Raw genomic sequence first — 25,104 nt, forward strand, 5'->3', positions numbered from 1 at the left:
ATGGCATTTTCAAAGCTTACCTGTTTGATCGTACTCGTCGGATTCCTGGCGTTTTTTGTTTTGTTGATGTCTTCAACCTTCTTGACTTCGGATGATTTCCAGGCTAAAGCTTGTGATGGCTTTTTTCTTGTCCTGGGGATAGATTCAGGTGGAAAACATTCCTTTGGCGGTAGAACGGATTTTATAGCGGCGGTAGAGCTTTACAAAGGCGAAGGAATAAAGGTTATCAACATTCCGAGGGACACGTTGGTTGTCAAGGATGGTGAAGAACACAAGATAAATGCTCTGTACAACAATTATGGGATTTCGACAGTGTTGAAGACTGTCGAAGGCCTTTTGAACATGGATTGTATAGGGTATGTGATTGTTGATTTCAACATTGTCGTGAAACTGACGAATTTTACTGGTCCTATTCCCGTGAAGATTGATAATCCGATGCATTACGATGATTTTCAGCAGGACCTTCACATTCATTTTGAACCGGGGGTTTACTTTCTCGAAGGAGAAGACCTTCTGAAGTATGCGAGATTTCGCCATGACAGTGCCGGTGATCTTGGCAGGATAGAACGTCAGCGTGAAGTGATAGAAAAACTTCTAAGAAAGCTTTTATCATTACCGCCTAAAGAGCTTCTGAAGGCTGTTAGATTTGTTTTCAGTGAGACTGAATTGGACTTCTCTTTTCCATCGGTTGTAAAGATGTTGATTGGATTCTTATCCGGAGAGAGGCAGATACATTTTTCAAGGCTTCCGGTAAAAATAGATGAAGAGGGAAATGTTTTTCCCATCATCGGGATGGTGGATCATGCTTCTGAGAATTCTTCAGCCGATCCCAGGATCCTTGTTCTTAACAACATACCGGGATATCAGGGAGCTCTTGGAAACTTTTCCGAGATTGTCTCGGGACAGTGGAAAACGAGGACGGGAATCGATATTGACGTTTTTCCCGATGAACTTCCTCTCGAAGATTTCATACCCCGTAAGTCTTATATATTCATAAACTCAAGAGAAGATGATGTTCTGGAGAATTTCCGGAAAGCGCATCCATTCCATAATGCTCAGATCTTCAGGGTATACAAACTGGAAGGCCTGAAGCAGTATTTTGAGGTTGTTCGATGGTTAGCTTCAGGGCGTTTTTATAAGAGTGGTTACGATGCGATTGTTATTTTGGGGGTAAGCGGTAAATGAGAAATCTTTCTGTTAGTTTAGAACTTGCGAGAGCTTTCAGCTCGAGAAACAGAAAACACTTTGTTTTGCCGTTTTTAGCCATAGTGATAGGGCTTATCGGGTTAATCGTGGTGTTGTCGGTTATCAACGGTTTCGATTCACTGTTGATCGAGTCATTAACCTCATTTTTTCCTCATCTTCTCGTTGATTCACCTGATTACGTTCCTTCAGGAATAAATGAGCTTCTTACCTATTTTCCTCTTTCAATACATGAAGGTGTGGTATCGATGGGGACCAACTTTTCGGGAAGCTTTGTTTATACCACAAATGAGGATGGATTGAGATATATCGACCGGTTTCTTCAGGATGGCAGAATGCCACTTGCAGAGAGTGAAATAGTTCTTGGCAAAGAGATAATGGAAAAGCTTGCGCTGACGATTGGAGATATCATTCTGTTGTACTCTTATAAGGGGAGAGAGCCTGTTTCGAAGCAGTATACAGTGGTTGGGACCCTAAACACGGGAATTTATCAGTTCGATTCTTCTGTGTGTGTGATACGAGGAGATCTGTTTGATTTTACTGCTGTTTATTTACTTGATCCGATGAAAGCCGGTGAGTTCAAGAGAAGGATCGAGAAGGATACATCTTTCGTTGTTTATTCCTGGCAGGAACTCAATCAGAGTTTTTATAAAGCGGTGAAGATGGATGAATTTTTTGCGATGTTGATCACTGTTTTTGTCGTTCTCCTATCAGGATTTGGTGTTTCCAATTCAATACTCTATTCGGTGCTTACCAGAAAGAAGGAAATAGCGGTACTGAGCTCGCTGGGTTTATCTTCGAGAAGCATCTCAGCGATTTTTGGGTTTCAGGTAGCATATATAGCAACCTTTGGCTCAGCGATTGGAGTTAGTGCTGGCGTGATGATCTCTTATCTCATCTCGAAGATACAAATACCGTTACCTTCGGATATTTTTTACACCACATCTTTACCGGTAAAGATAGAACCCTTGCATGTGTTGATCGCTGTGATTTTTGAGTTTTCTCTGGCTATCGTATTTTCGATGATTCCTGCAAGGATGGCCGGGAAGATCGATCCCATGGAGGTACTGAGATATGAGTGAGTTACTGCTCAAGATAGTAAACGTGGGTCATAATTACGGGAAGGTTCAGGTTCTGGAGAACTTGAATCTGACCATACAGCACCATGGTATTGTGGGTATTTATGGAAAATCCGGAGCCGGTAAGTCAACGCTGTTTGGCATAATCGGAGGGCTTCTGAAGCCGAAATCCGGAAAGGTTTTTATAGAGGAAAGAGATGTTTATTCGTCCATGAACACGACGTTGAGTGTACGAAGAAGACTTGGTTTCGTTTTCCAGCTCTTCAACCTGATTCCTGAGTTGACGGTTTACAAGAACATAGAAATAGCCCTGAAACTACGGGAAGGTCGTTCGGATCCTCAACAGATACGCCAGTTATTGCGGGAAATGCATATAGAGGACCTGGAAGGGCGTTATCCTTCGGAACTCTCGGTTGGAGAGCAGCAGCGTGTGGCGATAGCAAGGGCTGTTGTTGGGAGCCCGAAGCTTGTGTTAGCCGATGAACCAACAGGCAGCGTGGACGAACATAACAAGCAGGGAATATTGGAACTCTTTAAAAAGGTTAAAGCCAGGGGGATAACGCTGCTGATTACGAGCCACGATTTATCAACTCTAGAAATATGCGACAGAGTACTTGAATTAAGAGAAGGAAAACTCTGGGAGGTGCAACAATGAGAAGCATATTCAGGGATTTTTCAGAGGAGTTTTTTCAAATACTTACATATCCTAAGGAGGATTGGTTTGAGTTCTGGAAAGAGTACAAGAAGAATCATCCAAGGATTTTTGAAGAATACCTCATAAAACATTCCTTGACCGAAGAAGAGGAAAAGAAACGCCTCAAAAGCCTTGAACGGCGTTCCCTCGATATGCTGCGTCAAAACTGGCAGCAGTGCCAGCAAAAAGTCAAACAACACGTTATCAAAAGCATAGATGAATTGTCCGACAAACTGGAGCTTTCCAGAGAAGATTTTGTTGTTTTTGTTATGGGAGCTCTCGGTTACGAGCGCAGGATGTTTGTTCCCACATCTGTAGGGCATGTGATAATGGTAGATCTTGTTGGAAACTTGCAAAGGGGAAATCTCGAAAATCTCGGGGAGTTCATCATAGAAAGTATGCTCGAATTCAGAAGGTTTTCCGAATTAGAGGTAACGCTTGAGATGCCAGTAGAAGAAAGAAAAAGGCGCTTTGAAAAGTTGTTCAACGTCATTTCCGAAAAGATTAGAGAAAAAGAGTTTGATGAAAAGCTGAAAACCATTGTGAAACTTTTAGATCATTACGTTACTTATTACAACTGGACCGGGTTTTATCTTACCGATGAAGACGAAGCCACCCTGTTACTCGGTCCTTTTGTCGGGGAACCAACGGAACATGTGAGGATCAAGTTTGGTCAGGGAATTTGCGGTCAGGCCGCTGAGAAAAAAGCCCTGTTCCTTGTCCCGGATGTTTCCAGAGAAGCAAATTATCTATCCTGCAGTCCTAAAACGAAATCGGAAATCGTTGTTCCAATCTTGAAAGGGAACAAAGTCATTGGAGAATTGGACATAGACAGCCACAGTATTGGAGCATTTACTGATGCTGACAGCGAATTTCTTGAGAAGATCTGTAAGTTACTTGTAGACAATCAATGATCGGTTTGGTGCTGCATTTCATGGAATAAATTTAGTGTGTGTTTGTAGTTTGTTGTAATCTTAATTTAACCTTGATTGCGAAAATGAGAAATCAAATCTTCTCAAATTATACGAAAAAAAGATGATAGAATTTCCCGACACCTGCTTATGCCGGGGAGGGATGTTTTGTGGAACTCACCAATGAAATCAGACAGATTTCCAGGGTCCTCCAGACTCCTTTTCTCGTGATGGATCTGAAATATGTAGAAAAAAATTATTATGATCTGGTTAGGAACATAAAGGATGTTAGGGTTTTTTATGCTGTTAAAGCCAACTCTCATCCAAGAATAATTTCCCTTCTTCGCGATCTTGGCAGTTCTTTTGATGTTGCTTCAAGAGGGGAAATAGAGAAATTACTTTCCCTTGATGTTCCAGCGGAAAAGCTGAGCTTCGGGAATACAATAAAGAAAGTTGAAGATATAGCTTATGCGCATAGTGTCGGGATAGAATATTTTGCCGTTGATTCCGAAATGGAAGTTGAGAAGATCGCCGCTCACGCTCCTGGAAGTAAGGTTTACGGAAGAATTGCCACAAGTGGAGCCGATAGCGATTGGCCCCTTTCCCGGAAGTTTGGCACCGATGTGGAGCACGTGATTTCTATACTCGAATATGCTTCGCGGCTCGGGCTTGACGCCTACGGGGTCTCTTTCCACGTGGGATCGCAGAATTACAGCGTGAAGAATTGGGAGACGGCTATACAGGACGCCTCGAAGGTCTTCAAGGCTCTTAGGGCCAAAGGAGTTAACCTGCGGATGCTGAATCTCGGTGGAGGGATACCCGTAAAGCATGTACGGGAAATCCCATCGATAGAAGAGATTGCCGCCTGTATAAACGCTTCCATTGAGAAGTATCTCGGATTTGTTCCGAACCTCGAGGTCTTCATTGAACCCGGCAGGTCTATGGTCGGAGATGCCGGTATAATGGTGACGAGTGTGATATTGAAGAGCAAAAAAGGAAACGAAGATTGGCTGTATATAGATGCAGGTGTTTTTCATGGGTTAACGGAAACCATCGAGAATTTCAGGTACGAAGTTATCACCGACGTGGAAGACAACAACTTGAAAACCTTCCACCTTGCTGGGCCAAGCTGTGATTCAGTGGACACGATCTACGATGACATCAAGTTACCTAGAAGCATCAGTTATGGTGATATCCTTTACTTTTTGAATGCCGGTGCTTATACCACGGAATACGGGACGCACTTTAACGGAATAGAACCCCCCAGGATATATTTTGTGGACGAACTTGTCGAATTCACGGAAAAGAGAGTAAAAAAAGAGGAGCTTTAAAAGCTCCTCTTTTTCATTTTCCGAGAGCACCTTTATATATAAATCTCATAAAGACATCGCTTTTCTTACCCGGAGTGTTTTTCCAGCCAAAGATATGATATCCCAATGTTCCAATGTATAGCTCAGAGGCAAACTCATCTGTATCCGAGTCCGTATAATAAACATACCTTGATTTTCCGTCTAAATCTGTTTTGAATAGATATACGTCGTAGTCTTTATCACGATAAACCGAGCCAGTCACGATAACATTGTCTCCGAAGACTTTGATATCTCCTGCAATATCGTCTCCATCATTGTCTATACTGATTTTCCATAGAAGATGCCCCATGGGGTCAAGCTTCACAAGTAATAGATCGTTATCCTGGTCAAATGGGCTGTCAATTTCTCCAAGGAGATATATTCCATTTTTTGTTACAAAAGCATCGGTGAAACGTCCGATCATCGGTAGTTCAAGGTAACGGGTGATTTTATAGCCTTTCAGAACCGTGACTGCAGGAAGGATTTCAGAATCTTTTTTAATGAAACCTGCTACAACTGTTAGATCATTCTTGAAAGACAGGGTTTCTGGTTCCAGCGGGGGAAGTTTGATAATCGAAGAGGTTGACGAACCGGTGAGATTCAATTTTTGTAGAACAGGAGTACCATCCTGGGTTTTTCCAAGAATAAGAAAAGTGTTGTTACCGAGAGGTTTAGGCTCTTTCAATAGAGAATATTTCTTATCCGTGAGGATATTTACCAAACCGTCTTTTATCATCGCCGGTAGGTAAACGCTTTCATCATAAATTGCACCGAAGAAACGGTCGCCGCTCATTGCCAGGACTTCGAAATTCGTGGCTTCTAACGTAGTTTCTCCAAGTTCTTCGCCCGCAGAGGTTATTCGGATCACCCGAAATGATTTTTTATACGGTTCGAGAGATTTTATTACGATCCGGAAGATGTCTTTTTCTGCATACTCAAGGGTTGTAAAATAATCCCAGCCAGCTGTTCCAAACGAGGATGAGATTTGGAGGGGAACGGTAAAATTCCAGAACTGTCCGGGATAGGTTTTATCGTATACGATGGTCGTTACTTTCCAGCGATAAATTTTTCCAGGGCTAACCGCGAGCTTGAAATGGTTCTCTTTCAGTCTGTAACTCTTTTTGCCATCTCCGTCTTCTATTTCCAGAAGGTAACTGATGGTTTTATTGTAAGGGTTCGATATATCCCAGCTAAGGGTTACCTCTCCGTTGATGGGAACGATTGTCTCGTTATCCGATGGAGATGGGTTGTAGGGAATGTATTTCTTTTCTCCAAAAGCGAAACCAAAAAGCATAACACTCAATAAAAAAGTCAGGAGAAAGTTTCTTAGCATGCTTTCCTCCTAAATGAATTTTCTGAGCTTTTCAAATTCATCATCCGTTATCAGATTACGCCTGTAAAGATCCCCAAGGACCTTATAAGCCAGTTCGTAATCTGCCAATTCGCTGAGCTCTTTCCTAAGTTGGGCGATTTGCACGGTTCTTTCATCAATCTCCCTATTATCCTGCTGAGAGTTTTTAAGGGCATTGAGTATGGGGACATACTTCAGCAGTATATCTCTGGCGATTTCCTCTGGTGATCTTTGTTTCACGCGGCTTACACGAGGTTTCCTCACAATGGCATACTGTGGCAGAATAAACCACCCAAGCAGGCTTCCCGCGATAAGCCCACCAACGTGAGCGGAGTTGCTGATATTGGGTATCATAAGACCAAACATGAGGTTTAAGAGAATAATAGGCAGCAGAGAAAGTCCTGTAACAGATTTCAACACAACAGGTGTATCCTTTTTAAAGCCGAGGGCAAAAAGCACCCCGACCAATCCGAAGATGGCGCTGCTGGATCCGATGGTTATGTAAGGGGTCATTGTGGCCGCCGTCAGGTTTCCAATTATTCCAGAGACGAAATAGAAAATGAGGAATTTCCGCATGCCGTAAATTCCCTCAACAAGATATCCAAGCTGAAACAAGGCATACATGTTGAAAAGAATGTGGAGCATGTTTCCGTGCAAAAAGAGCGCGGTCAAAGGGGTATAAAAAAGACCTCTTAACAATGCACCGCGGCTTATACCACCGTAGATCAGGATCAGATTGTACAGATCAATAGTTCTTCTGGAGTGGGATAGAATAAAGACGAAAAAATAAACAGCCAGGTTAATGATTATAAGTATTATTGTAGCATTTGTACGCTTTGAGATTCGCATCTTTTTATCCACCTTATCTGAGTAATCTTATAAGTTTTTTGTATTCCTTCTCATCAATTATATCTTTTTTGAGTCATCTCGGAGATGATTCGAATGGCATCATCGCGGTTTGTGTCACCGAGATCTTTAAACAACTGTGCGATAATGGTCTTTCTTTCATGAGGATCGGTTTCCTTTGCTAGCATCTCTGAGTACTTTTCATTCATGTTAGCTATTTTTTCCAGACGTTTTTTCTCTTTTTCTTTTCTGGCTTGTTCAAGTGTTTCATATTGTGCCTTAGCTTCTTCAAAGCTTCTATCGAGCTGAAAGTAAAGAACCTGAATTCTCATGAGTTTATATCTGATGTACCAGCTGAAAAGGCCTGACGTGATTATCGTGAATACAACAGCCATGGGTATGGACAAAGGGCTCCTCAAAATCATCGGGATTTTCTTTCGCAAGCTTTCAATGGATTGCATCTTGAATTCATCGTTGAAGGTTATGGACAGAAGTTTGAAGTACATTATCAAGGTCAGGATCGCCGAAATCATGAACACGGAGGAGGCAATCATATATTCGGGTCCAAGAAGTCCCACCAATTCTTCCGGCGAGATATTTTGTACGGTATCAATATTGGATACAAATAGTTGAGCCGATACAATCCCCGAAAGATTCATCACTGAAAATACGAGGGAGTAGAAAATTGCCCAAACTACCGCTTTTCTTTTCAAACCAAAGCTGAAAAGTTCTTCCTCTTTGATAACACCCTTTTTCAACGAATTTTCAAGGTGTTTATCTCTATTCCAGGCGAGAACGTGCCATATATACAGACTCAACACTATACCTATTACTACAAGGGTTATAGCAAGTCCCTGATTTTCAAAAAGCAGTCCAGCATAACTGAAAAAAACACCGAGGATAAACAAATATCCGGGAACCCTGATCACTCTTCTTTCACCTCTCCGACGTCCAGAGTTTCTGGATCGACCGTAATGGTTTTGAAGTCTCTGTACAGCACCCTTCCCGGGGCAAACCCTTTGGGTTTCCAGAGATTTTTAACTTCTGTATAGTCAACCTCTACCTTTTTGGAATAACGGGCTTTCGAAAAACGTGCAGCGAGAGCTGCACCATAAAGATATTCCCTTTCTGATGGTTTTCTGCCTGACACTTTCAGTATAACATGAGCACCCGGTATGTTTCGTGCGTGGAACCAGATATCATTTCTTGCGGCCTGTTTTCTCAGAAGGTCGTTCTGAAGATTGTTTCTCCCTATAAGATAGGTCCAGCCGTTTATATTGAAAATCCTTGGCCCGCTGATGGGAGGCTTTTTGTTTCGCTTTCGGGATTCCTTTATCAATCCGGTGTGGACCATCTCTTCTTTAACGGCATCAAAATCCTTTTCATCTTCCGCCAGCAGAAGGATCTCTTTCAAATCCAGGAAATATCCCAGTTTTTTTTCTAATTCGTCTAACCTCTTTTCTACCTGTTTGATCTTTCTTTTCGCTTTCTCGTAGTATTTGAAAAAGGATTGTGCATTTTGTGCCGGAGTGAATCTGGAATCCAATTTTATTTCAATCTCTTCCCCGGTATTCCAATCTTCCAGAACAACGGTTTCTCGCTTCTCATTCAAGCGATATAGATTCGCGGTCAATAGTTCTGCCCGGCGTCTGTAATCCTCATAATCTTCTACCTGGCTTTTCTCCCTAAGAAGTTTATCTCGTAGCTTTTCCAGTTTGCCGATTTCCTTTTGCAGTTTTTTTAATAGAAGAGCCCTTTTTGATTCAATTTCTCTATGCAATCTGGAACTTTCGATTACCATCATGATAGCGGTGTTTACGGACTCTTTTTCACAGGGATACCTTTTGTCCGGTAGCAAAGATATCTCTGAAGAATCATCACGATGGATTACATAAACATCCTCGTTTTCCAGCTCTTTTTTCAACGTTTCAAAGACTTTCCATAGTGAGATTATTGCACTCCCATTCCTGGATTCAAGTTCTCCAGGATTCAACTCGAAAAGCTCAAAAATCTTCCTGATCGTCTTTTTTGAGATACCTTGAATATTCTTGATAATAGCAGTTTCAATATTTCCTGAATAATTTTTGATTAAGCTTTCCAGTGACTCTTTAGTCAGATCTGTTATCAATACACCGTTTTTGTCTGGAAAGATGTATCGGGCGCCGGGTAACAGGGTTCTGTTTTTTGTTACACGTGGTTTGAACGACTGAAGGATTATACCGGAGGCACCGGTAACGATGATGTTTGAATTGGGGCCCATCAGTTCGACGATTAACCGATAAGCCTCTTTCTCCCCGAAGGGTGTCTTCTTCTCAAAATCCAGCGACAATATCCTGTCCATCCCGTGTTGTTCGATACTCCGAAGTACCGCACCAGTGAGCCTGGATCTCAAAAACTGAAGAAATTTAGATGAATCTGAAGTTCCTGGAGTGAACCTCTCTCTGAACACAAGGAACGTCCATTCCGGGTGTAGAGAGATCTGAAACATCCCGGAACGAAACTTGAAGAAGAAGTTCCATCTATCCTTTTGATAAACCTGCCTCAGAGACTCGTTCTGGATTTTTGTCATGGTCTTTGAAACTTTGTAGAGGATAACACCATCAAAGGTCATCGTTTTTTCCCCCAATCGCTGGAAGAAAAGAATATTCCCCATTTTTACTTTCAGGAGGGTACAGCATGAATAACGTGCTTCCAGAACCAGACATCCTTACCATTATTGCATCCTCTTTCAGGGATTCGATTGCCTCCACGTATTTTCCTTTAATCTCCGGAAAAGCTTCAGAAACGACTTTTTCAAAGTCATTTTTGGATAATTCTCTGATTCTATTGTAATTTTTCTCTAAGAAAGCTTCATAAAGTTTATAAACATTGCCATCATCCAGAATTTTTTTCGTTCCTCTTTCGTCTAAGAGTTTGTACGCATACGCTGTTTGAACTGAAACATTCGGGAAAATCAGTGAGACTCGATAGCCGCTTAATCCTTCCAAATACTCCAGTATTTCTCCACGGCCTCTTCCGATGGCGGTGCCGCCCCTCAAAAAAAAGGGAATATCGCTTCCAATTTTTTTGGAGATCTCGTAGATCGCTTTGGCATCGACCCTGTATTTCGAGGCTAGAAAGCTTAAAATCGTGGCTGCGTCAGAACTTCCGCCACCCAGCCCTCCGCCTGATGGTATTCGTTTTCTTAGAAATATACGCAAGTAAAGCCTGTTTCCTGTTAGTTGTTCAAAGAGTTCACAGGCTCTGTATATGGTGTTTTCAGGACTCCATTTCAAATTAGCATCACTGTCAAACAATACCCCAGGTATGGGCCTATCTTCAACGAACAGTTCGTCGTAAAGTGATATCGTTTGAAAAAGCGTGAGAAGCTCGTGAAAACCGTCATCACGCTTCGGCCCAACAGCGAGGTAAAGATTTAATTTGGCGTAAGCTTTTAACAACCCGTTATTTCTTTCAACACCAGTTTCGACCAACCTTCAAGTCCCCAATCTTTTTTACAGAGTTCATCAGGATGAATCCATTGGATTTCAAACATATCCTCTTCTCTGAGACCGAAAAACTCTACTTCTGCTACATAGGCAATCCCCAGGTGTACCCTGCTGACTTCCGTTGAGGTTTCATTTATCAATCCTATGTACTTCAATTCTTTTATCTCGACTTCTACTTCTTCATTTATTTCGCGTTCCATCCCTTTTTTAAAGGTTTCCCATAGATCGGAAGAAGCATCGGTATCGTTTATATGTCCGCCAACACCAAGAGAGTATTTGTTGTGAAGCCTTTTTTCTCCCTGTCTGGTTGTACGTCGTAACAACAGCACCTTACCTTCCGACATCATGACGACATAGGGAATTATCTGCCGGTAATTTTCATCGAACTCTGCCGCATTCCGAGGTAAAAACTTGCCGAATTCTCTCAACTTAGACTCAATTATCTCTTCGCTTACCTTAAGTACACCTTCTTCCGTGAGAATGTCTGAAAGAGCCTGTGTTTTTACTACCAGAACGTTTTCTTCCACTGTTTACCTCCTCGATTAGCGTTTTCCCCTCATTTCCGGGGGTTCTTTTAGAAGCTTTCTGACAAAAGCCTCTTCCTCACTTTCTGGTAAGCCCTCAAGACGTGCACAGTATAATTCTTTCAGTATCATTTTTATCTCTGGGCCTTCTTTCAAGCCGTACTTCTGGATTAAAATTCCACCATTTACTTTTGGTTTATTGCTTTCAAGAGCCTTGAGATATTTCAACAGAATGTTCGACTTTTTTTCATCGAAATGTGCATCGATAAAGTGAAAAATCTCTGCCGATGGTCTTTCCATCAGTCTGTATAGATTGGAAAATCTCCAGTCCTCCATTTCTTGGAGTTTTTTTAATATCCTTAGACTATTTTTCAGAACTTCTGGAAGACGTTTGGGGAAACCATATCTTGATATTATCCAGTCTGTTGATTCCTCTGGAGTATTTTCGAGAACCAGCATCACCATAACCGTTATTTTTCTGCTTTCATTTGTTAGTTTCTCAATAGTTTCCCATCTTGTGAACAGCCGGTCAAAATGTTTCTGGAGCTCTTTGCTGTGACGAACTCCCGGAAACAAATGTTTGAGAATATCAAGTTTTGTCATCCTTTTTACTGCGTTTTGAGGTTCAGGTTCGGCAAGAATTTTCTCCAGCTCATCTCTCAGTCTCTGACCGGTGACTCTTTCAAGGTAACCATCATTCACAGCTTTTTTCAACAGTTGCAACGTTCTCTCTTCGATCTTGAACCCGAAGCGTTGTTCGAAGCGTATGGCTCTGAGTATCCTTGTTGGGTCTTCAATAAAGCTCAGATTGTGGAGAATGCGGATTATGCCTTTAGCGAGATCTTTTCTACAACCAAAGAAATCAAGCAAAAGACCATATTCTTCATGATTGAGTTTTATTGCCATGGCATTTATCGAGAAGTCTCTACGGTACAAATCCTTTTTTATTGTGCTTGTTTCAACATTTGGAAGGACAGCAGGTTCTTCATAAAATTCAGTTCTCGCCGTTGCTACGTCTATTCTCACACCATCACTGAAGAATATCGAGGAGGTCTTAAAACTCTTGTGTTCGACGATTTTCACATCGAAATACCTTTTGACGGTGTGACTGAAAATCCTGGCGTCACCTTCAACAACGACATCGATATCGTAATTTGGTATATTCAGCAAAAGATCTCTGACCATTCCCCCAACGAGATATGTGGGCATCAAAAGTTCGTCTCCAACGACGCCAAGAAAGCGCAGCAATGTCTGGATTCTTCTTGGAAGTCTTTCCTCGATCAGTTTATCTACCTTTGTTGTTATCGGTGTGGCGAACCCAATAAACCGATCCTGTTGTCCTTTCAATATGTATCGGCTTCTCATTATGTCGCTACGGGTAACTATTCCGGTAAGAACTCCGTTTTCCACCACCAGTGTTCTGCCCACACCTTTTTCAACCATTTTTCTCATGGCTTCGCCGATTGAATCTGTTGGTTTCACCGTGACGAGCTCCGTTGTCATGATTTCCCTTATTTTTTCGTTGGCCAGTCCGTGTTTCAATGCTTTTTGAACATCCTTCCACACGATCATTCCCACAAGTTTTCCGTGATCTATTACCGGGAGGCCGGTATGACCGGTGTTTGCCATTATCCTTGCAGCCTCACTTACGGGCATATCCGCGAGAACCGTTCGCACCGGCGATGACATGATGTCTTTAACCCTAACAAATTCCAGGACATTCTCTTTCAATGAACTGATTATCTTTTTTTCAACCTCCTGTAAGGAAACGTTGTCCAAGTAGCCCAGAGTGTAGAAAGGATGTGATAGCAGATTCGCATCCTCAAAGATGCGTCCAAAATCTATTTCACTGTATCGCGATCTCGCTATGATGAATACGCGTCTCCCTGATTTTATGAGTAGTATCAAGTTATCGTAACCGAGAAACCGCCAGATACGGTCTGCTATTTCGAATATGCCTGAGGGAAGTGCGGAATAATCAACGGCTGCAATTCCTACTTCAATTCCGTCAACGATAAGCTTTTTCACCGTTTCAAGCAGTTTTCTGTATAGTTTTAGTTGTTCATCAGAAAGGTTAACCTTCAGGTATTTTAAGACCCCTTCAAAGGATGCTCCAGATTCCAACAGCCAAGATGCGGCCTTCAGATCCTGGGGAGTCGTTGTTGCCAGGGTGAAGTTGAGTGTAGACCGATAAAGTGCCGTCAGGAACAACGTTGCTTCAGCGGGTGTTATCTTTATACCGGCTTCCATCAGAAGCGTTGAAATAAGGGTGATGCACGCTCCAAGATCTTTTGTATATAGCTTTTCCCAGCGGGTTGCTGTTGTTTCGTGATGATCATATACAATTGTCGAGACTTCTTTCACGAAGGGTTTGAGTTTTTCGGGTAGTCTATCATAATCCGAATTGTCCACGATTACCAGGGAAGAAATACTCGTTAGTGTCAGGTCTTCGTCCATTCTGAAGGACAGAAACGGGAAAAATTCTTCGATGAAATCAAGTAATTCTTCATCAAGTTTTCCACCAAAAACGATTTGGTGGTCAGGGAAAAGCCTCTGGGCCGCTACCGCTGAAGCGACCCCATCAAAATCAGGGTTAACATGCGTCGTTATAATTTTCAAAAGGGTTCCCACCTTTTGAGTTTTTCGTAGAGAGTGCTCTTACTGATTCCAAGTACTTGAGCGACCTTCGTTTTATTTCCGGAATACTTTTTCAGCAACTTGCGTATGTAACGCTTCTCGAGTTCCTCCAGGGTCAAATCTTCATTGGAGGCACCTCTGGAATTATCTATTCTTGACCCAAGTACATCGAAAAGCATCCATTCTTCAAGTGTCTCAGAACTATCGTGAACTGCGAGTATTGATAGAAGACAGTTTCTCAGTTCTCTGACATTTCCAGGCCAGTGATAGTTCATCAACGCCTGAATAAAGGTTTCGGAAATTTTCGGTCGTTTTCTCAAGCCGAGTTCCGCAGAGATGTCTTTGACGAACTGTTTTGCGAGAATCGCAATGTCTTCCGGCCTCTCTCTTAATGGCGGGAGCTTTATACGCACGACGTTGAGACGGTAAAACAGGTCCTCACGAAACTTCCCTTCTTCCACGAGTTTTTCCAGGTCTCTATTGGAAGCGCAGATTATTCTGACATCTGTTTTTTTCCTCTTCGTACTCCCTATTCTCTGGAAGGTGCCCGTTTCAATAAAACGGAGCAGTTTTGGTTGAAGTGTTATTGGTAATTCAGAAATTTCGTCCAGGAAAAGCGTTCCCCTGTCGGCTTCTTCCACAAGCCCCTTTTTCGAATCTCCAGCACCGGTAAAGGCTCCCTTTTCATATCCGAAGATCTCACTTTCAAAGTAGATTTTCAGGGATTGCCCCACAGTTTATATCAACAAATTCATTTCTTCCACTAAGTTTATGGATCATCCTTGCGATAACCTCTTTTCCTGTGCCGCTTTCGCCCTGAATAAGTACGGTTACTTTTTTGGGTGCTATGTTTTCTATGAGTTTCTTTATTGAAACAATTGACTCCGAAACGCCGAGTAACTCATCGGTAAAGCCTAGCTGCTTGACTTTTTTCAGCAGCAAGCGGTGTTCCCGTTGAAGCTCAGCGAACTTTAGGCTCTCTCAACCTCTACGAGCGCATGATTCAAATCGAAGGGTTTCTCAAGGAAATTGTAAGCTCCTTTCTTTACCGCTGAAACTGCAGTTTCTATGTTACCGTGGGCAGACATAACGATGACGATAGTCCCCTGACTTCTAGCGAGGTCTATCAGCTCAATTCCATCACCATCAGGTAACCTGACGTCGAGCAAAGCACAGTCGAAACTTTCTTCCTGAAGCAATTCTTTTGCGCTTTTTAGATCGTGGGCTTTTGTTACGAGATATCCTTCGCTTTCCAGTGCTTCGCAAAGTATTAAATTGAATGCCATATCATCGTCCACAACCAGTAATTTTCTTTGCATTTCACTCCACCTTCTTCATCGTTAGCGAAAAAACGGTACCCTTTCCAGGGATACTCTTAAATCTTAATATAACACCATTGTCCTCGCAAAAGCTTTTGGCTAAAGCTAATCCAAGCCCTGTTCCCTGTGGTTTCGTGGTGAAGAATATCTTGAATATTTTCTCAGCGTTTTTTGGTTCTATTCCAGGACCGTTGTCACAGATAATGACTGTTATGATATCGCTTCCTTCACGAAGTTTAACGGTAACCGACGCGTCGTCAACATTTTCGCAGGCTTCTATAGCATTCAAGATCAGGTTTTTCAAAACATTCTCAAGCCTGTGTGCCTGAACCTGAATCTTCCCATCGCCGTGATAGCGACAGGAGAGATGCACCTTCCTGGATTCAGCAATGGAACTCATATATCCCATAATTCTTTCGAGCAAATCTTTAAGGTTTACTTCTCCAAAATCTTCTCCGAAATGGTACAACTGCAGAACCGCAGCGATTTTTTCGCGAAACTCTGACAGGTTTCTCTTGAGTTGCTCCAGATATTTCTCATCCTTCGTGCGAATATACATATCAAAGGTTAATTGTATGGTTGCAAGAGGTTGTTTGAGACCGTGTGCAAGATCTGCGACGCTTTCAGCACTGACTGCGTATTTTCTGGTTTTTTCCAGAAGCCGTTTTGTTTTCCAGTAGGCAGTTACATCCGAGAAACTGACGATCCACCCTTTGTTCTTCCTGACGATGGAGACAAGGAATCTCTTCTTCAAACGGCGGGAGTAAATCTCATAGTTTCCATCTTCAAGCGAAAAGCGGAAACCACTACGCTTCATTAAAGCTCTAAAATCCTTTGCTTTGGTATTGTGCCTCTCAAGGAAGTATTCCTTGAAGGCCTTATTTGCTATCTTGATTTGAAAGGAATCGTCGATTATGGCAATAGCGATGTTGAGAGAATCCAGAACCTCGGCAAAATCTGAATACAGCTTTCTGTAAAGCTCCCATTCCTGTCCTAACTGATATACAACATTCTTATAAGCTTCGTAGATCTGGCGGTAGATGCCATGCAGTTTCCCCGGGGGAACTTCCATTCTCCCGGCGAAAGCGTTCAAAAGCTTAAAAAGAGGGATGTTAAAAAGGTAATGGGAAACCAGAAAACCTGCACCTGCTGCAACCATAAGCGCTACAAAACTACTGACGGATAGCGAACCATACAAGAACAACACAACAAAACCGCTCAAAAAAGTCCAGATAGCAACGGTCAACGGTATTCTGAAATCCTCTTTATTCCATCTTGTTAGGAACAATTTCTATCAACTCACCTTCTCTCGCTTTGATAAGAGATTTTGCACTTCCCTCATTCACAGCGATTTCTATAAAGCCACTGCTATCAATGTGGACGAGAATTTCACCGGGTCTAACATCAAAGTATGTCTTTCCAAAGGTAGCCCCGAATTCGTTCTTTCCGTATTTAATGAGAATTTTCTCTCCTTCATTGGGATTGACAGCTTTTAAGAGTTGTTCGGGGATATTTGTTTCCATGTTTCCAAAGTGATCGTAGAAAGCTACTTCACCGATGATTGAATTACCTTTTATATGGGATTTTCTGTATCGTAATACCTCGTAGTTCATCAGCAGAGATCCCACTCTGGAAAGCTCAAGACCGTTTGCCAGATGCGCAGCTGCAGCTGCGAAGATGTCTCGGCCATGGAAGGTCGTGGAATGCCCGTAGTAGTACTTTTTGTTGTCCAGTTCCCTTATTTCATGAACGCCATACTTCTCAGCCACAAAGGTGAATAAACCGTTATCCGGTCCCACAAAAGTCATTCCATTTTTGGTTCGCATGGCTATGGCTTTTCTGGATGTTCCGACGCTGGGATCAACTACACACAAAAAAATTGTGTCCTTTGGAAAATCTATAGACGCTCTGAGTAAGATATGGGCTCCCATCCTGATGTTGAAGTGGTCGATATTGTGCGTTATATCGATTATTTCTTCCTTTGTAATGCTTCGAATAACAGCCTTTGCTACACCTACATAATAACTGTCGTAACCCCAATCACTCATGAAAGCAATCATTTATCTCCCTCCGTTTTCTCAGTATATTTGTAAGCATTTTTTCCAGTTCTTCATCCTTCAATCGGTATAAATTCGTTACCGTATCGCGGTCACTCGAACCGAATCCTTCAACGACTTCCACGGAATATTCACCAACAAACACAGACCAGAAATCCTCTTCACGCTTGTTAGAGGGAAGCAACAAAGCCCCTAAAACCTTCGCATGAGGTAAAAGAAAATCTATATGCCAGTGATTTTTCTTACCACCAATAAGATGACGTTTAACCCGTGAGGTCAACCCTCCCATCCCTGAGCCGATATAAGCATATGTCCCTGGCTTCAGTTCCCATGATCTGGCTTTGGTTTTGAGATTTACATTAGAATCTACCTGCAAAAATAAGATATAACTTCCCTTATCCAGGATATCACCCTAATAAATTATACGATAAATTGAGGTTTACAGTTCTCCTGTGTTGGTGCGAGGGTAGCTTTTTTACGAAATTGGTATAATCGTTAAGGAGGTTGATATTTATGGCATTTGTGGAGATTTATCCGAATAGAGTGAAAATGAATGCTTCCTATTTGAGGAATTTATGTGCTGGTTACGGTGTTGAAGTTGTTGGTGTAACCAAGGTTACCTGTGGAGATGAAAAAATCGCATCCGCGATAGTTGAGGCTGGTGTGAAGACAATAGGTGAGTCCAGGATTGAGAATATCATCAGAATCAGAAATTCAGGTATGGATAACGCCAATTTTATGCTTTTACGTCCTCCTCAAAGGAGCAGAGTGTCTGCAGCCCTGGATGTTGCTGATGTCTTTCTGGTATCGGATCTGGATATGCTGGGTTGCTTTATGGAAGCTCCCAATCTGAGAAAATACCATAGGATGATTTATATGATCGACACCGGTGACCTCCGGGAAGGTGTCTGGTATAAAGAAGCTATTCCGGAACTTGAAGAGGCTGTAAAAATCGCTGGTCGATATTTAGCTGGTATTGGAACGAATCTTGGCTGTTACGGTGGGGTACTGGCAACTCCTGAAAAATTTGAAATATTGCTGGACCTTGGTGAAAAACTTTACAAAAGGACCGGTGTAAAGTTGGAGATTTATTCTGCGGGCAATACAGCTTCGTTACCTCTTATTGAAAACAACACGTGCCCGGAAGGGATAAACCAGTTCAGATTGGGTGAATCGATCGTTTGCGGAACGGATGTTACCAACAACAGGGTGGTTCCAGGAACGAGGCAGGATACGTTCATACTCTACGGTGAGATCATAGAATTGAAAACAAAACCCTCGGTTCCGGAAGGTGAAATAGGCAGGGATGCTTTTGGAAGGATACCGGTTTTTGAAGACAAAGGGCCAAGATTGAGGGCCATTCTCGATATGGGTGAACTGGATGTTATTCCGTCAGGGCTTACACCGCTGGATTCGAAAATCTCAATATTGCACGCTTCCAGCGATCATCTTATAGTTGATTTGACGGAATCCAGTGTTGATTACAAAACAGGCGATATCATTGCCTTCAAAATGTCTTATGGTGCTTTACTAAGAGTGATGACCTCCAGATATATTGAAAAGGTTTATCGATGGGAATAATCCACTCGCTCTGAGAGGTGCGAGTGGGTTATTTAACATCATAAAGTGCCTTGAGAATTTCCAGTGAGTTTAGGTCACCAAGTATATTGCCGTTTTTGTCAATGACGGGAATCTCCTGGACCTCATTTTCTATCATATACCTCAAAGCTTCATCCAGGGTGGTTTCTTCGGTAACCGTTATAGGATCGAACATGATATCTTTCGCTTTTTTACCCGTAATTATTTCTATTGTCTTGGCAAAAAGGCTTCCGGGTTGAATGATTCCGTAGAACTCATATCCGGATATTTTTAAGAGGTAAAGCACGGGTATCATTCCGACGATCTTTTCATTGTCATCGACTACATAGACCGTTCTCGCTAGAGGATGATCCAGGAGCGCTTTGACTATATCCTGTATAGCCGCATTCTCTTTAACAATAGGGGCGTCAAGGGTTATGGAATTGAAAATATCCTTTACCAGCATTCTCACATACCTCCCATCGAAAGTTGTACAAGCACATAGATGGTTCCCAGCCCTAGCGAGATCATTGTGGGTATCATGGAAAGTTTTAAATAATTCAAATATCCAAATTTCTTTCTTGTATGCTTCTCAACCAGGGCAGCTCCTACCATATTCGCTGCTGCACCCGTGAGTGTGGCATTTCCACCAAAACACGCTCCAATGGATAAAACCCACCAGATATCCGCTGGAAATCCGTGTGTAGCTATCAGAGATTTTACGATAGGTATCATGACGGTCACCGTAGGGACCGCACCTATTATAGCGCTCATGATAGCTGTGAGCCACAGCATGACCATGAATATGGTGAGAGGGTGATTATATAGGCCGGCAATGGAGGAGGATATCAGGTCGGTTATACCAACTTCCTGAAGCGCGGAGGCAACCATAAACAATCCCATAAAGAAAAAGATTGTATCCCATTCTATATCTCTTGACAGTTCACCAACGCTCTTTTGAGATAGCAACATAGAGATTGCCGCGCCTGTCAATGCGATGCTGGCCGTTTCATAATCAAGGGTTTCATGAAGTATGAAGCCAATGATGACAGCCACGAAGATTCCAAGGGATTTGTACAGCTCTTTTTGAGATTTGATTACCTTAGAAGCGTCCACAGCTGAAAGTTTTTTTAACTTTCGGGATAAACCCGAGTACTTTCTGAAGACGGTGAGATCCATGTACAAAAGAAGAATACCGAGAGTTACCAGAACAAGCGGCCCCAGATTAATGATAAAGTCGAGGAACCCATTTCCACTTGCTGAGCCTATCAGTATATTTGGTGGGTCACCGATAAGGGTAGCGGTGCCCCCGACATTTGCGGATATAACTCCCATGATTAAAAAAGAAGACAGGAGAAACCCCCAGAGAATCAGCAACAAGAAAAAGGATGGGAGAAAAAAGGAGAATGGTGGTAACGTTGTCCAGGAAAGCGGAAAACACAGCTATCGTAACCATGAAAAAATAGAAAAGAAGTCGGATATTTCCTTTCGAAAGCCTCACAACGAGTATAGCAACGTACTCGAAAAAGCCTGTGGTTCGAAGTATAGCTATGATTATCATCATTCCAATGAGAAGACCGATGGTGTTGAAATCAATATACTGACCTACATCAGTTGTATTGAAGCTTTCAATTACCTTTGAAAGGATTATGATCATGCCCGCGGCAAAAGCTACGATGGAGCGTTTGAATTTTCCCTGAATAATTAAAAGATAAGTTACGACAAATACTACTGAGACGAAGATCTTTTCCAAGCGATCACCCCGAATAAGTATAACACTTTTGAACCATCAGAATAATCGCAAAGTCTCAAAAAATGAACCCAATTTTTTGCCACACAGTTGATGAAGAGGAGGGAGGTAGAAAATATGAAAAGACTTTTTGTTGTTTCTCTCGTGATCCTTCTTGCAACCCTGGGTCTGGCATATGTGAATCCAGATTATGAAAGTCCCATTGTGAAGGTTGTGGAAGTAGCAGCACCCGCAGTCGTAAAGATCGATGTGGTAACCACTCAGCGTTATAGTCCCTTCGATCCTTTCACTGATGAGTTTTTTAGAAAATTCTTCGGTGAGATTCCCTTTGGAGAGCGAAAAGCAGAAGCACTTGGTTCTGGATTCATATTTGATAAAGAGGGTTACATTCTTACCAACGAACATGTTGTCCATAACGCTGACAAGATAATGGTTACTTTGCTGGACGGTAGCAAATACCCGGCGAAGTATATCGGTGGGGATGAAGAACTCGATATCGCGGTTATCAAGATAGATCCTGACGGAAAGGATCTCCCTGTTCTTGAAATAGGCGATTCTGATAAGCTTCAGATAGGCGAATGGGCGATAGCTATTGGGAATCCTCTTGGATTCCAGCATACGGTGACGGTAGGTGTTGTGAGTGCGGTAGGAAGGCAGATTCCGAAACCGGGAGGAAATGGTTATTATTCCAATCTCATTCAAACGGACGCGGCGATTAATCCAGGAAACTCTGGTGGACCGCTTTTGAACATTCACGGTCAGGTTATTGGGATCAATACAGCCATCGTTTCTCCCCAGTATGGGACAACGCTTGGCTTTGCGATCCCGATCAATATGGCCATGAGGTTTGTGGATTCTATAATCAAAACAGGGACTGTTCAAAAAGCTTTCCTTGGCGTTTACGTCACAACGGTTACCGAAAGCACAGCTAAATCGCTGGGCCTAAAGGTTGATGAAGGTGCACTAGTCACCGATGTTTTTAAGGATTCTCCTGCGGAAAAAGCCGGTATAAAACCTCAAGACGTCATTATAAAACTGAATGGCCTTGATATTCGCAGCTCTTCAGAACTTGTAGCGGCGGTACACAACTATCCCGCGGGAGCCAGAGTTACGATAACGGTTGACAGGTTCGGCAAGAGGATCACTTTCGATGTTGTCCTTGGTTATCAGGATAACGCTTCCGGCGAATCGAATGCACAGTACTCAGATGACAAATTAGGATTGGTTTTGGGAAACCTGCTACCCGGGGACAGGGAAAGGCTTTCAATTCCGGAGGAGATCAATGGTGTAATTGTGCGTGATGTTAAAGCTAAAGCCTATGCAGCGCAGCTTGGAATCAAGAAGGACGATATCATTATTCGAATCAGCATCAACGGTAAGCAGAAAGAAATATCCAGTCTGGAGGATTACGAAAAGGTAATAAAATCCCTTGAAAGAGGGGACTATGTAGCACTCTTCATATTGCATGAGGGTGTACGGTTTGTAGCTTCATTCAGATATTACTGATATCGATATAAACGGACATAAAAAAGCGCCGCGTCACCAGTAACGGTGTGCTCCTCGCGGCGCTCCCCCCTTTTCCCCTGTTACGGGTACACAAGGGATTATAGCATAACCTTGCTTAAAGCCAAAAATCAATGGAAAATTACCAGAGGTTTTCCATTTATGGGATTTTTGATTATCTTCGACTTCACACCATAAACCTTTTCCAGAAGCTCTTCAGTAATCACTTCCTCAGGGTGGCCTTTTGAGATTATCTTTCCGTCTTTCAGAAACATAATCTCACTCGATACCTTTATAGCCTGGTTCACATCATGGGCAACCATTATCGCCGTCAGGTTGTTGGTTTTAATCAGATTCAGGGTAAGGTCCAGAAGCTTTTGTGAGTGACCGGGATCGAGGTGTGTGGTGAACTCGTCCAGGAGTAGGAGCTGACCTTCCTGTGCCAACGATTTTGCAATGATAACGCGTTGTTTTTCACCACCGCTGAGGGTGGAGCATCGTCTTTCCCTGAATTCGTAAACCTCTGTGCTTTTCATCGAAGATTCTATTATTTCATAATCTCTTTTGTTGAGTCCTCGAAAAAGCGAAAGATGGGGATTCCTTCCAAAAGAGACTATTGTGAAGTTCTTCAGGTCAAAAACAGGTGAAAACTCCTGTGGAATATAAGAAGCGATCATTGCTAGATGTTTTATGGAATACTCTTTTACTTCTTTATCGAGGATCTTTACGCTTCCGCTGTAATCTCTCAAGATACCAACTATTATCTTCAACAACGTGGATTTTCCACTTCCGTTAGGTCCAAGGATACTTAAAACCTTGCCTTTTTCAACGGAAAAACTTATGTTTTTGAGGACCTCTTCGTTCGTGTAACGATAAGTGAGCCCTTCGACTCTTACGAAAAAGTTACTCACGGGAAATCGCCTCTCTGCGACGCATCAGATAGATAAAGATTGGAGCTCCCACGAGAGCTGTTACGGCTCCTATCGGGAGTTCTGTAGGTTGGAAAAAGGTTCTTGCGAAACTGTCACAGGCGATGAGAAAGATTCCACCTATGGCAACGTTTGAAAAGAGGCTGAATCTGCTGTCAACGCCAAAGATGAGACGAGTTATATGAGGAATAATAAGCCCGACAAAGCCTATCAATCCCGCTGTAGCTACGGAAATCGCCGAAACCAGTGCTACGGTAAAGAAAACAGTCACCTTTATTTTTTCCGGATTGATTCCAAGGGTTATGGCGTGTTCTTCCCCCATCGCGATTATCAGCATCCTCTGCCTTAAAAAGAAGAAGATGATTACCTCTGCAATTACAACGGGCAATAGTTTCAGAGCATCGTCCCATGTCACGCCCGAAAGAGAGCCAAGCGACCAGAAATGTAGGCTCAAAACGTTCTTCCACGCAAAAACCACAAGAAAAGTGACCGCTGCATTGAAAAGAAAAGAGATTATCACACCGCTTAAAATCAAAGAGGTTACCGGCACCCTTCCTCCCCTCTTTGCGAGATAATAAACGAGGAAGGCGGAGATAAGGGCGAAGATAAAGGAAAGAACCTCCATACTTATGAAGATACCGGCACTCTCTTTAAGAACAAGGCTCAATACTGCACCAAAAGAAGCTCCCGCCGATATCCCTATGATATAGGGATCGGCGAGAGGGTTCATTAAAGTTAACTGAAGGCCATCTCCAGCAACGGCCAATCCGGCACCTATCAGCAGTCCTACAATTACTCTTGGCAATCGGAGATTCATGTAGAGGTGCGCTTTGGGTCCTAGAAGTTTTCCGCTAATTATTTTGAGTACTTCAAACAATGAGTACCTGACGGTACCGAGGCTGGAGAGCCATATTATTAGAAATAAAGAGCTAAAAAGAATCAAAAGGAATAAAACGAATCGTTTCACATTTATTCACCGTAGAAAAGCTGGTACAGTCGCTCCAACAGGATTATGATATCTGGATTTGCGTAAGACATGAGGTTCCCGTCTATGGGATAGACTCTCTTATTTTTAACAGCCGGAACCGAAGCGAAAGGTTTATAATTCAGGATTTTGTTTACGGCTTCTTGCTGACCTCCTTCGTAATAATACGGAACGAGTATTACATCCGGAGATGTTTTGAGAACGAATTCCGGACTGACCGGGAACCAGCCGTTATTTCCGGTGTATGGAGCGGCAACGTTGACACCGCCGGCGTAGGCGATTATCTGGTTCAAATAAGAACCCGTTCCACAGGTCCAGATTTCGTTGATTTCCGAGGAGATCATGGCGAGAAAAACCTTTGGCCTTTCCTCCTGAGGAACGGAATAGGTTTTCTTGGCTATCTGAAGTACCCTGTTTCTGAAATCAGCAGCAATGTTTCTTCCCTTATCGTTTATCCCGAATATTGAGGCTATGAGAACGATATCGCGGTAGATATCTTCAATGGAATTTGCGTTTATCACAACAGCGGTAACCTCTATATTCTCGAGTTTTTTCACTTCCGGTTCCTGAAAGCCGCCCGTAAGAAATACGATGTCAGGTTCTAAAAGGAGTATCTTTTCCAGATTTAAAGGCACCAGGTTTCCGATCTTCTCAACGTTGCTTTCAAATGCGTAAGGATCCCAATCGGTAACGCCAACTATTTTGTCTTCCAATCCCAGGGTTTTCAAGAAGCCTGTAACAGCTGGAGCGGCAACTATAACTCTTGATGGTGCCTTAAATATCTCCACCATTCTGCCAAGATCATCAACGATGACCAGGGACAGTCCCATAGCAGCGAGAATAGTAACAAAAAAGAGTGAAAACAAAACCTTTTTCACGAAAAACACCTCCATAGGAACGA

26 protein-coding genes are annotated in these 25,104 nt (G+C 42.6%); 7 read left to right on the forward strand and 19 right to left on the reverse strand.

What is annotated here, in order from left to right; genetic code table 11:
• The 5 genes from DU53_RS08275 to DU53_RS08295 all read left to right on the forward strand — a co-directional run bounded on the left by DU53_RS08275 (nucleotide 1) and on the right by DU53_RS08295 (nucleotide 5,218).
• A complete protein-coding gene (locus DU53_RS08275; protein WP_015868915.1) occupies nucleotides 1–1,185 on the forward strand; it encodes an LCP family protein in 1,185 nt (394 codons plus the stop codon).
• Nucleotides 1,182–2,285: an FtsX-like permease family protein gene (locus tag DU53_RS08280; protein ID WP_015868916.1), complete on the forward strand. Its 1,104-nt coding sequence runs from the start codon at nucleotides 1,182–1,184 to the stop codon at nucleotides 2,283–2,285. Before DU53_RS08275 ends, DU53_RS08280 begins: the two co-directional genes overlap by 4 nt.
• Nucleotides 2,278–2,937: an ABC transporter ATP-binding protein gene (locus tag DU53_RS08285; RefSeq protein ID WP_015868917.1), complete on the forward strand. Its 660-nt coding sequence runs from the start codon at nucleotides 2,278–2,280 to the stop codon at nucleotides 2,935–2,937. The genes DU53_RS08280 and DU53_RS08285 overlap by 8 nt, the downstream gene beginning before the upstream one ends.
• The gene (locus DU53_RS08290) at nucleotides 2,934–3,890 is read left to right on the forward strand and encodes a GAF domain-containing protein (protein ID WP_015868918.1); all 957 of its coding nucleotides are present in this window, start codon (nucleotides 2,934–2,936) and stop codon (nucleotides 3,888–3,890) included. Before DU53_RS08285 ends, DU53_RS08290 begins: the two co-directional genes overlap by 4 nt.
• A 167-nt stretch (nucleotides 3,891–4,057) precedes the next feature.
• A complete protein-coding gene (locus DU53_RS08295) occupies nucleotides 4,058–5,218 on the forward strand; it encodes a type III PLP-dependent enzyme (protein WP_015868919.1) in 1,161 nt (386 codons plus the stop codon).
• Nucleotides 5,219–5,231: 13 nt separating this feature from the next.
• Here the strand turns inward: DU53_RS08295 and DU53_RS08300 are convergent, their stop codons facing one another.
• The 13 genes from DU53_RS08300 to DU53_RS08350 are packed head-to-tail and all read right to left on the reverse strand — an operon-like array spanning nucleotide 5,232 to nucleotide 17,834.
• Nucleotides 5,232–6,569 carry a hypothetical protein gene (locus DU53_RS08300; RefSeq protein ID WP_063728351.1) on the reverse strand — a complete coding sequence of 446 codons (1,338 nt, stop codon included), beginning with the start codon at nucleotides 6,567–6,569 and terminating at the stop codon, nucleotides 5,232–5,234.
• Between the two features lie 9 nt (nucleotides 6,570–6,578).
• Complete coding sequence (locus DU53_RS08305; RefSeq protein ID WP_201030037.1) at nucleotides 6,579–7,436, reverse strand: rhomboid family intramembrane serine protease; 858 nt, start codon at nucleotides 7,434–7,436, stop codon at nucleotides 6,579–6,581.
• A gap of 53 nt (nucleotides 7,437–7,489) precedes the next feature.
• Complete coding sequence (locus tag DU53_RS08310) at nucleotides 7,490–8,362, reverse strand: hypothetical protein (RefSeq protein WP_063728352.1); 873 nt, start codon at nucleotides 8,360–8,362, stop codon at nucleotides 7,490–7,492.
• Nucleotides 8,359–10,044, reverse strand: coding sequence for an NFACT family protein (locus tag DU53_RS08315; RefSeq protein ID WP_063728354.1), 1,686 nt, complete (start codon nucleotides 10,042–10,044; stop codon nucleotides 8,359–8,361). The genes DU53_RS08310 and DU53_RS08315 overlap by 4 nt, the downstream gene beginning before the upstream one ends.
• The gene (gene ispE / locus DU53_RS08320; RefSeq protein ID WP_063728356.1) at nucleotides 10,034–10,906 is read right to left on the reverse strand and encodes a 4-(cytidine 5'-diphospho)-2-C-methyl-D-erythritol kinase; all 873 of its coding nucleotides are present in this window, start codon (nucleotides 10,904–10,906) and stop codon (nucleotides 10,034–10,036) included. Before ispE ends, DU53_RS08315 begins: the two co-directional genes overlap by 11 nt.
• Entirely contained in the window at nucleotides 10,867–11,448 is a 582-nt protein-coding gene (locus DU53_RS08325) for an NUDIX domain-containing protein (protein WP_063728358.1), read from the reverse strand. The genes ispE and DU53_RS08325 overlap by 40 nt, the downstream gene beginning before the upstream one ends.
• A 15-nt stretch (nucleotides 11,449–11,463) precedes the next feature.
• Nucleotides 11,464–14,064: a CBS domain-containing protein gene (locus tag DU53_RS08330; protein WP_063728359.1), complete on the reverse strand. Its 2,601-nt coding sequence runs from the start codon at nucleotides 14,062–14,064 to the stop codon at nucleotides 11,464–11,466.
• Nucleotides 14,061–14,816, reverse strand: a complete 756-nt coding sequence (locus tag DU53_RS12915; protein WP_082853892.1) for a sigma 54-interacting transcriptional regulator — start codon at nucleotides 14,814–14,816, stop codon at nucleotides 14,061–14,063. Before DU53_RS12915 ends, DU53_RS08330 begins: the two co-directional genes overlap by 4 nt.
• Nucleotides 14,788–15,024, reverse strand: a complete 237-nt coding sequence (locus DU53_RS12920; protein ID WP_082853893.1) for a sigma 54-interacting transcriptional regulator — start codon at nucleotides 15,022–15,024, stop codon at nucleotides 14,788–14,790. The genes DU53_RS12915 and DU53_RS12920 overlap by 29 nt, the downstream gene beginning before the upstream one ends.
• Nucleotides 15,025–15,053: 29 nt before the next feature.
• Nucleotides 15,054–15,401 (reverse strand): response regulator, encoded by a 348-nt coding sequence (locus DU53_RS12925; protein ID WP_082853894.1) that lies wholly within the window; start codon nucleotides 15,399–15,401, stop codon nucleotides 15,054–15,056.
• A gap of 1 nt (nucleotide 15,402) precedes the next feature.
• On the reverse strand, nucleotides 15,403–16,689 hold the full coding sequence (locus tag DU53_RS08340) for a PAS domain-containing sensor histidine kinase (RefSeq protein ID WP_063728361.1): 1,287 nt from the start codon (nucleotides 16,687–16,689) through the stop codon (nucleotides 15,403–15,405).
• Entirely contained in the window at nucleotides 16,667–17,461 is a 795-nt protein-coding gene (locus DU53_RS08345) for an S-adenosyl-l-methionine hydroxide adenosyltransferase family protein (protein ID WP_063728362.1), read from the reverse strand. The genes DU53_RS08340 and DU53_RS08345 overlap by 23 nt, the downstream gene beginning before the upstream one ends.
• Nucleotides 17,442–17,834, reverse strand: coding sequence for a DUF123 domain-containing protein (locus DU53_RS08350; RefSeq protein ID WP_082853895.1), 393 nt, complete (start codon nucleotides 17,832–17,834; stop codon nucleotides 17,442–17,444). The genes DU53_RS08345 and DU53_RS08350 overlap by 20 nt, the downstream gene beginning before the upstream one ends.
• A gap of 137 nt (nucleotides 17,835–17,971) precedes the next feature.
• On the opposite strand from DU53_RS08350, the gene DU53_RS08355 reads away from it, so the two are divergent.
• Nucleotides 17,972–19,039 (forward strand): alanine racemase, encoded by a 1,068-nt coding sequence (locus DU53_RS08355; protein WP_063728365.1) that lies wholly within the window; start codon nucleotides 17,972–17,974, stop codon nucleotides 19,037–19,039.
• A 28-nt stretch (nucleotides 19,040–19,067) separates the two neighbouring features.
• Here DU53_RS08355 and DU53_RS08360 read toward each other — a convergent pair whose 3' ends face one another.
• Genes DU53_RS08360 through DU53_RS12930 form a run of 3 tightly spaced genes read right to left on the reverse strand, consistent with a single transcriptional unit; the run spans nucleotide 19,068 to nucleotide 20,693 of the window.
• Nucleotides 19,068–19,502 carry a CBS domain-containing protein gene (locus DU53_RS08360; protein ID WP_015868932.1) on the reverse strand — a complete coding sequence of 145 codons (435 nt, stop codon included), beginning with the start codon at nucleotides 19,500–19,502 and terminating at the stop codon, nucleotides 19,068–19,070.
• A gap of 2 nt (nucleotides 19,503–19,504) precedes the next feature.
• The gene (locus tag DU53_RS08365) at nucleotides 19,505–20,371 is read right to left on the reverse strand and encodes a sodium:proton antiporter (protein ID WP_235599769.1); all 867 of its coding nucleotides are present in this window, start codon (nucleotides 20,369–20,371) and stop codon (nucleotides 19,505–19,507) included.
• A complete protein-coding gene (locus DU53_RS12930; RefSeq protein ID WP_235599776.1) occupies nucleotides 20,322–20,693 on the reverse strand; it encodes an SLC13 family permease in 372 nt (123 codons plus the stop codon). The genes DU53_RS08365 and DU53_RS12930 overlap by 50 nt, the downstream gene beginning before the upstream one ends.
• A gap of 210 nt (nucleotides 20,694–20,903) precedes the next feature.
• Between DU53_RS12930 and DU53_RS08370 the strand changes: the two genes are divergently transcribed.
• A complete protein-coding gene (locus DU53_RS08370) occupies nucleotides 20,904–22,292 on the forward strand; it encodes a Do family serine endopeptidase (RefSeq protein WP_063728366.1) in 1,389 nt (462 codons plus the stop codon).
• 128 nt (nucleotides 22,293–22,420) lie between these two features.
• Here DU53_RS08370 and DU53_RS08375 read toward each other — a convergent pair whose 3' ends face one another.
• From DU53_RS08375 to DU53_RS08385, 3 genes are read right to left on the reverse strand one after another with little or no spacing between them, the layout of a single operon-like run.
• Nucleotides 22,421–23,200 (reverse strand): ABC transporter ATP-binding protein, encoded by a 780-nt coding sequence (locus DU53_RS08375; protein WP_063728367.1) that lies wholly within the window; start codon nucleotides 23,198–23,200, stop codon nucleotides 22,421–22,423.
• A complete protein-coding gene (locus DU53_RS08380; protein WP_063728368.1) occupies nucleotides 23,193–24,185 on the reverse strand; it encodes an iron ABC transporter permease in 993 nt (330 codons plus the stop codon). The genes DU53_RS08375 and DU53_RS08380 overlap by 8 nt, the downstream gene beginning before the upstream one ends.
• A 2-nt stretch (nucleotides 24,186–24,187) precedes the next feature.
• Nucleotides 24,188–25,081, reverse strand: coding sequence for an ABC transporter substrate-binding protein (locus tag DU53_RS08385; RefSeq protein WP_153020845.1), 894 nt, complete (start codon nucleotides 25,079–25,081; stop codon nucleotides 24,188–24,190).
• Nucleotides 25,082–25,104 lie beyond the last annotated feature (23 nt).

The organism is Kosmotoga sp. DU53 (assembly GCF_001639905.1).
Classification (GTDB): domain Bacteria; phylum Thermotogota; class Thermotogae; order Petrotogales; family Kosmotogaceae; genus Kosmotoga; species Kosmotoga olearia.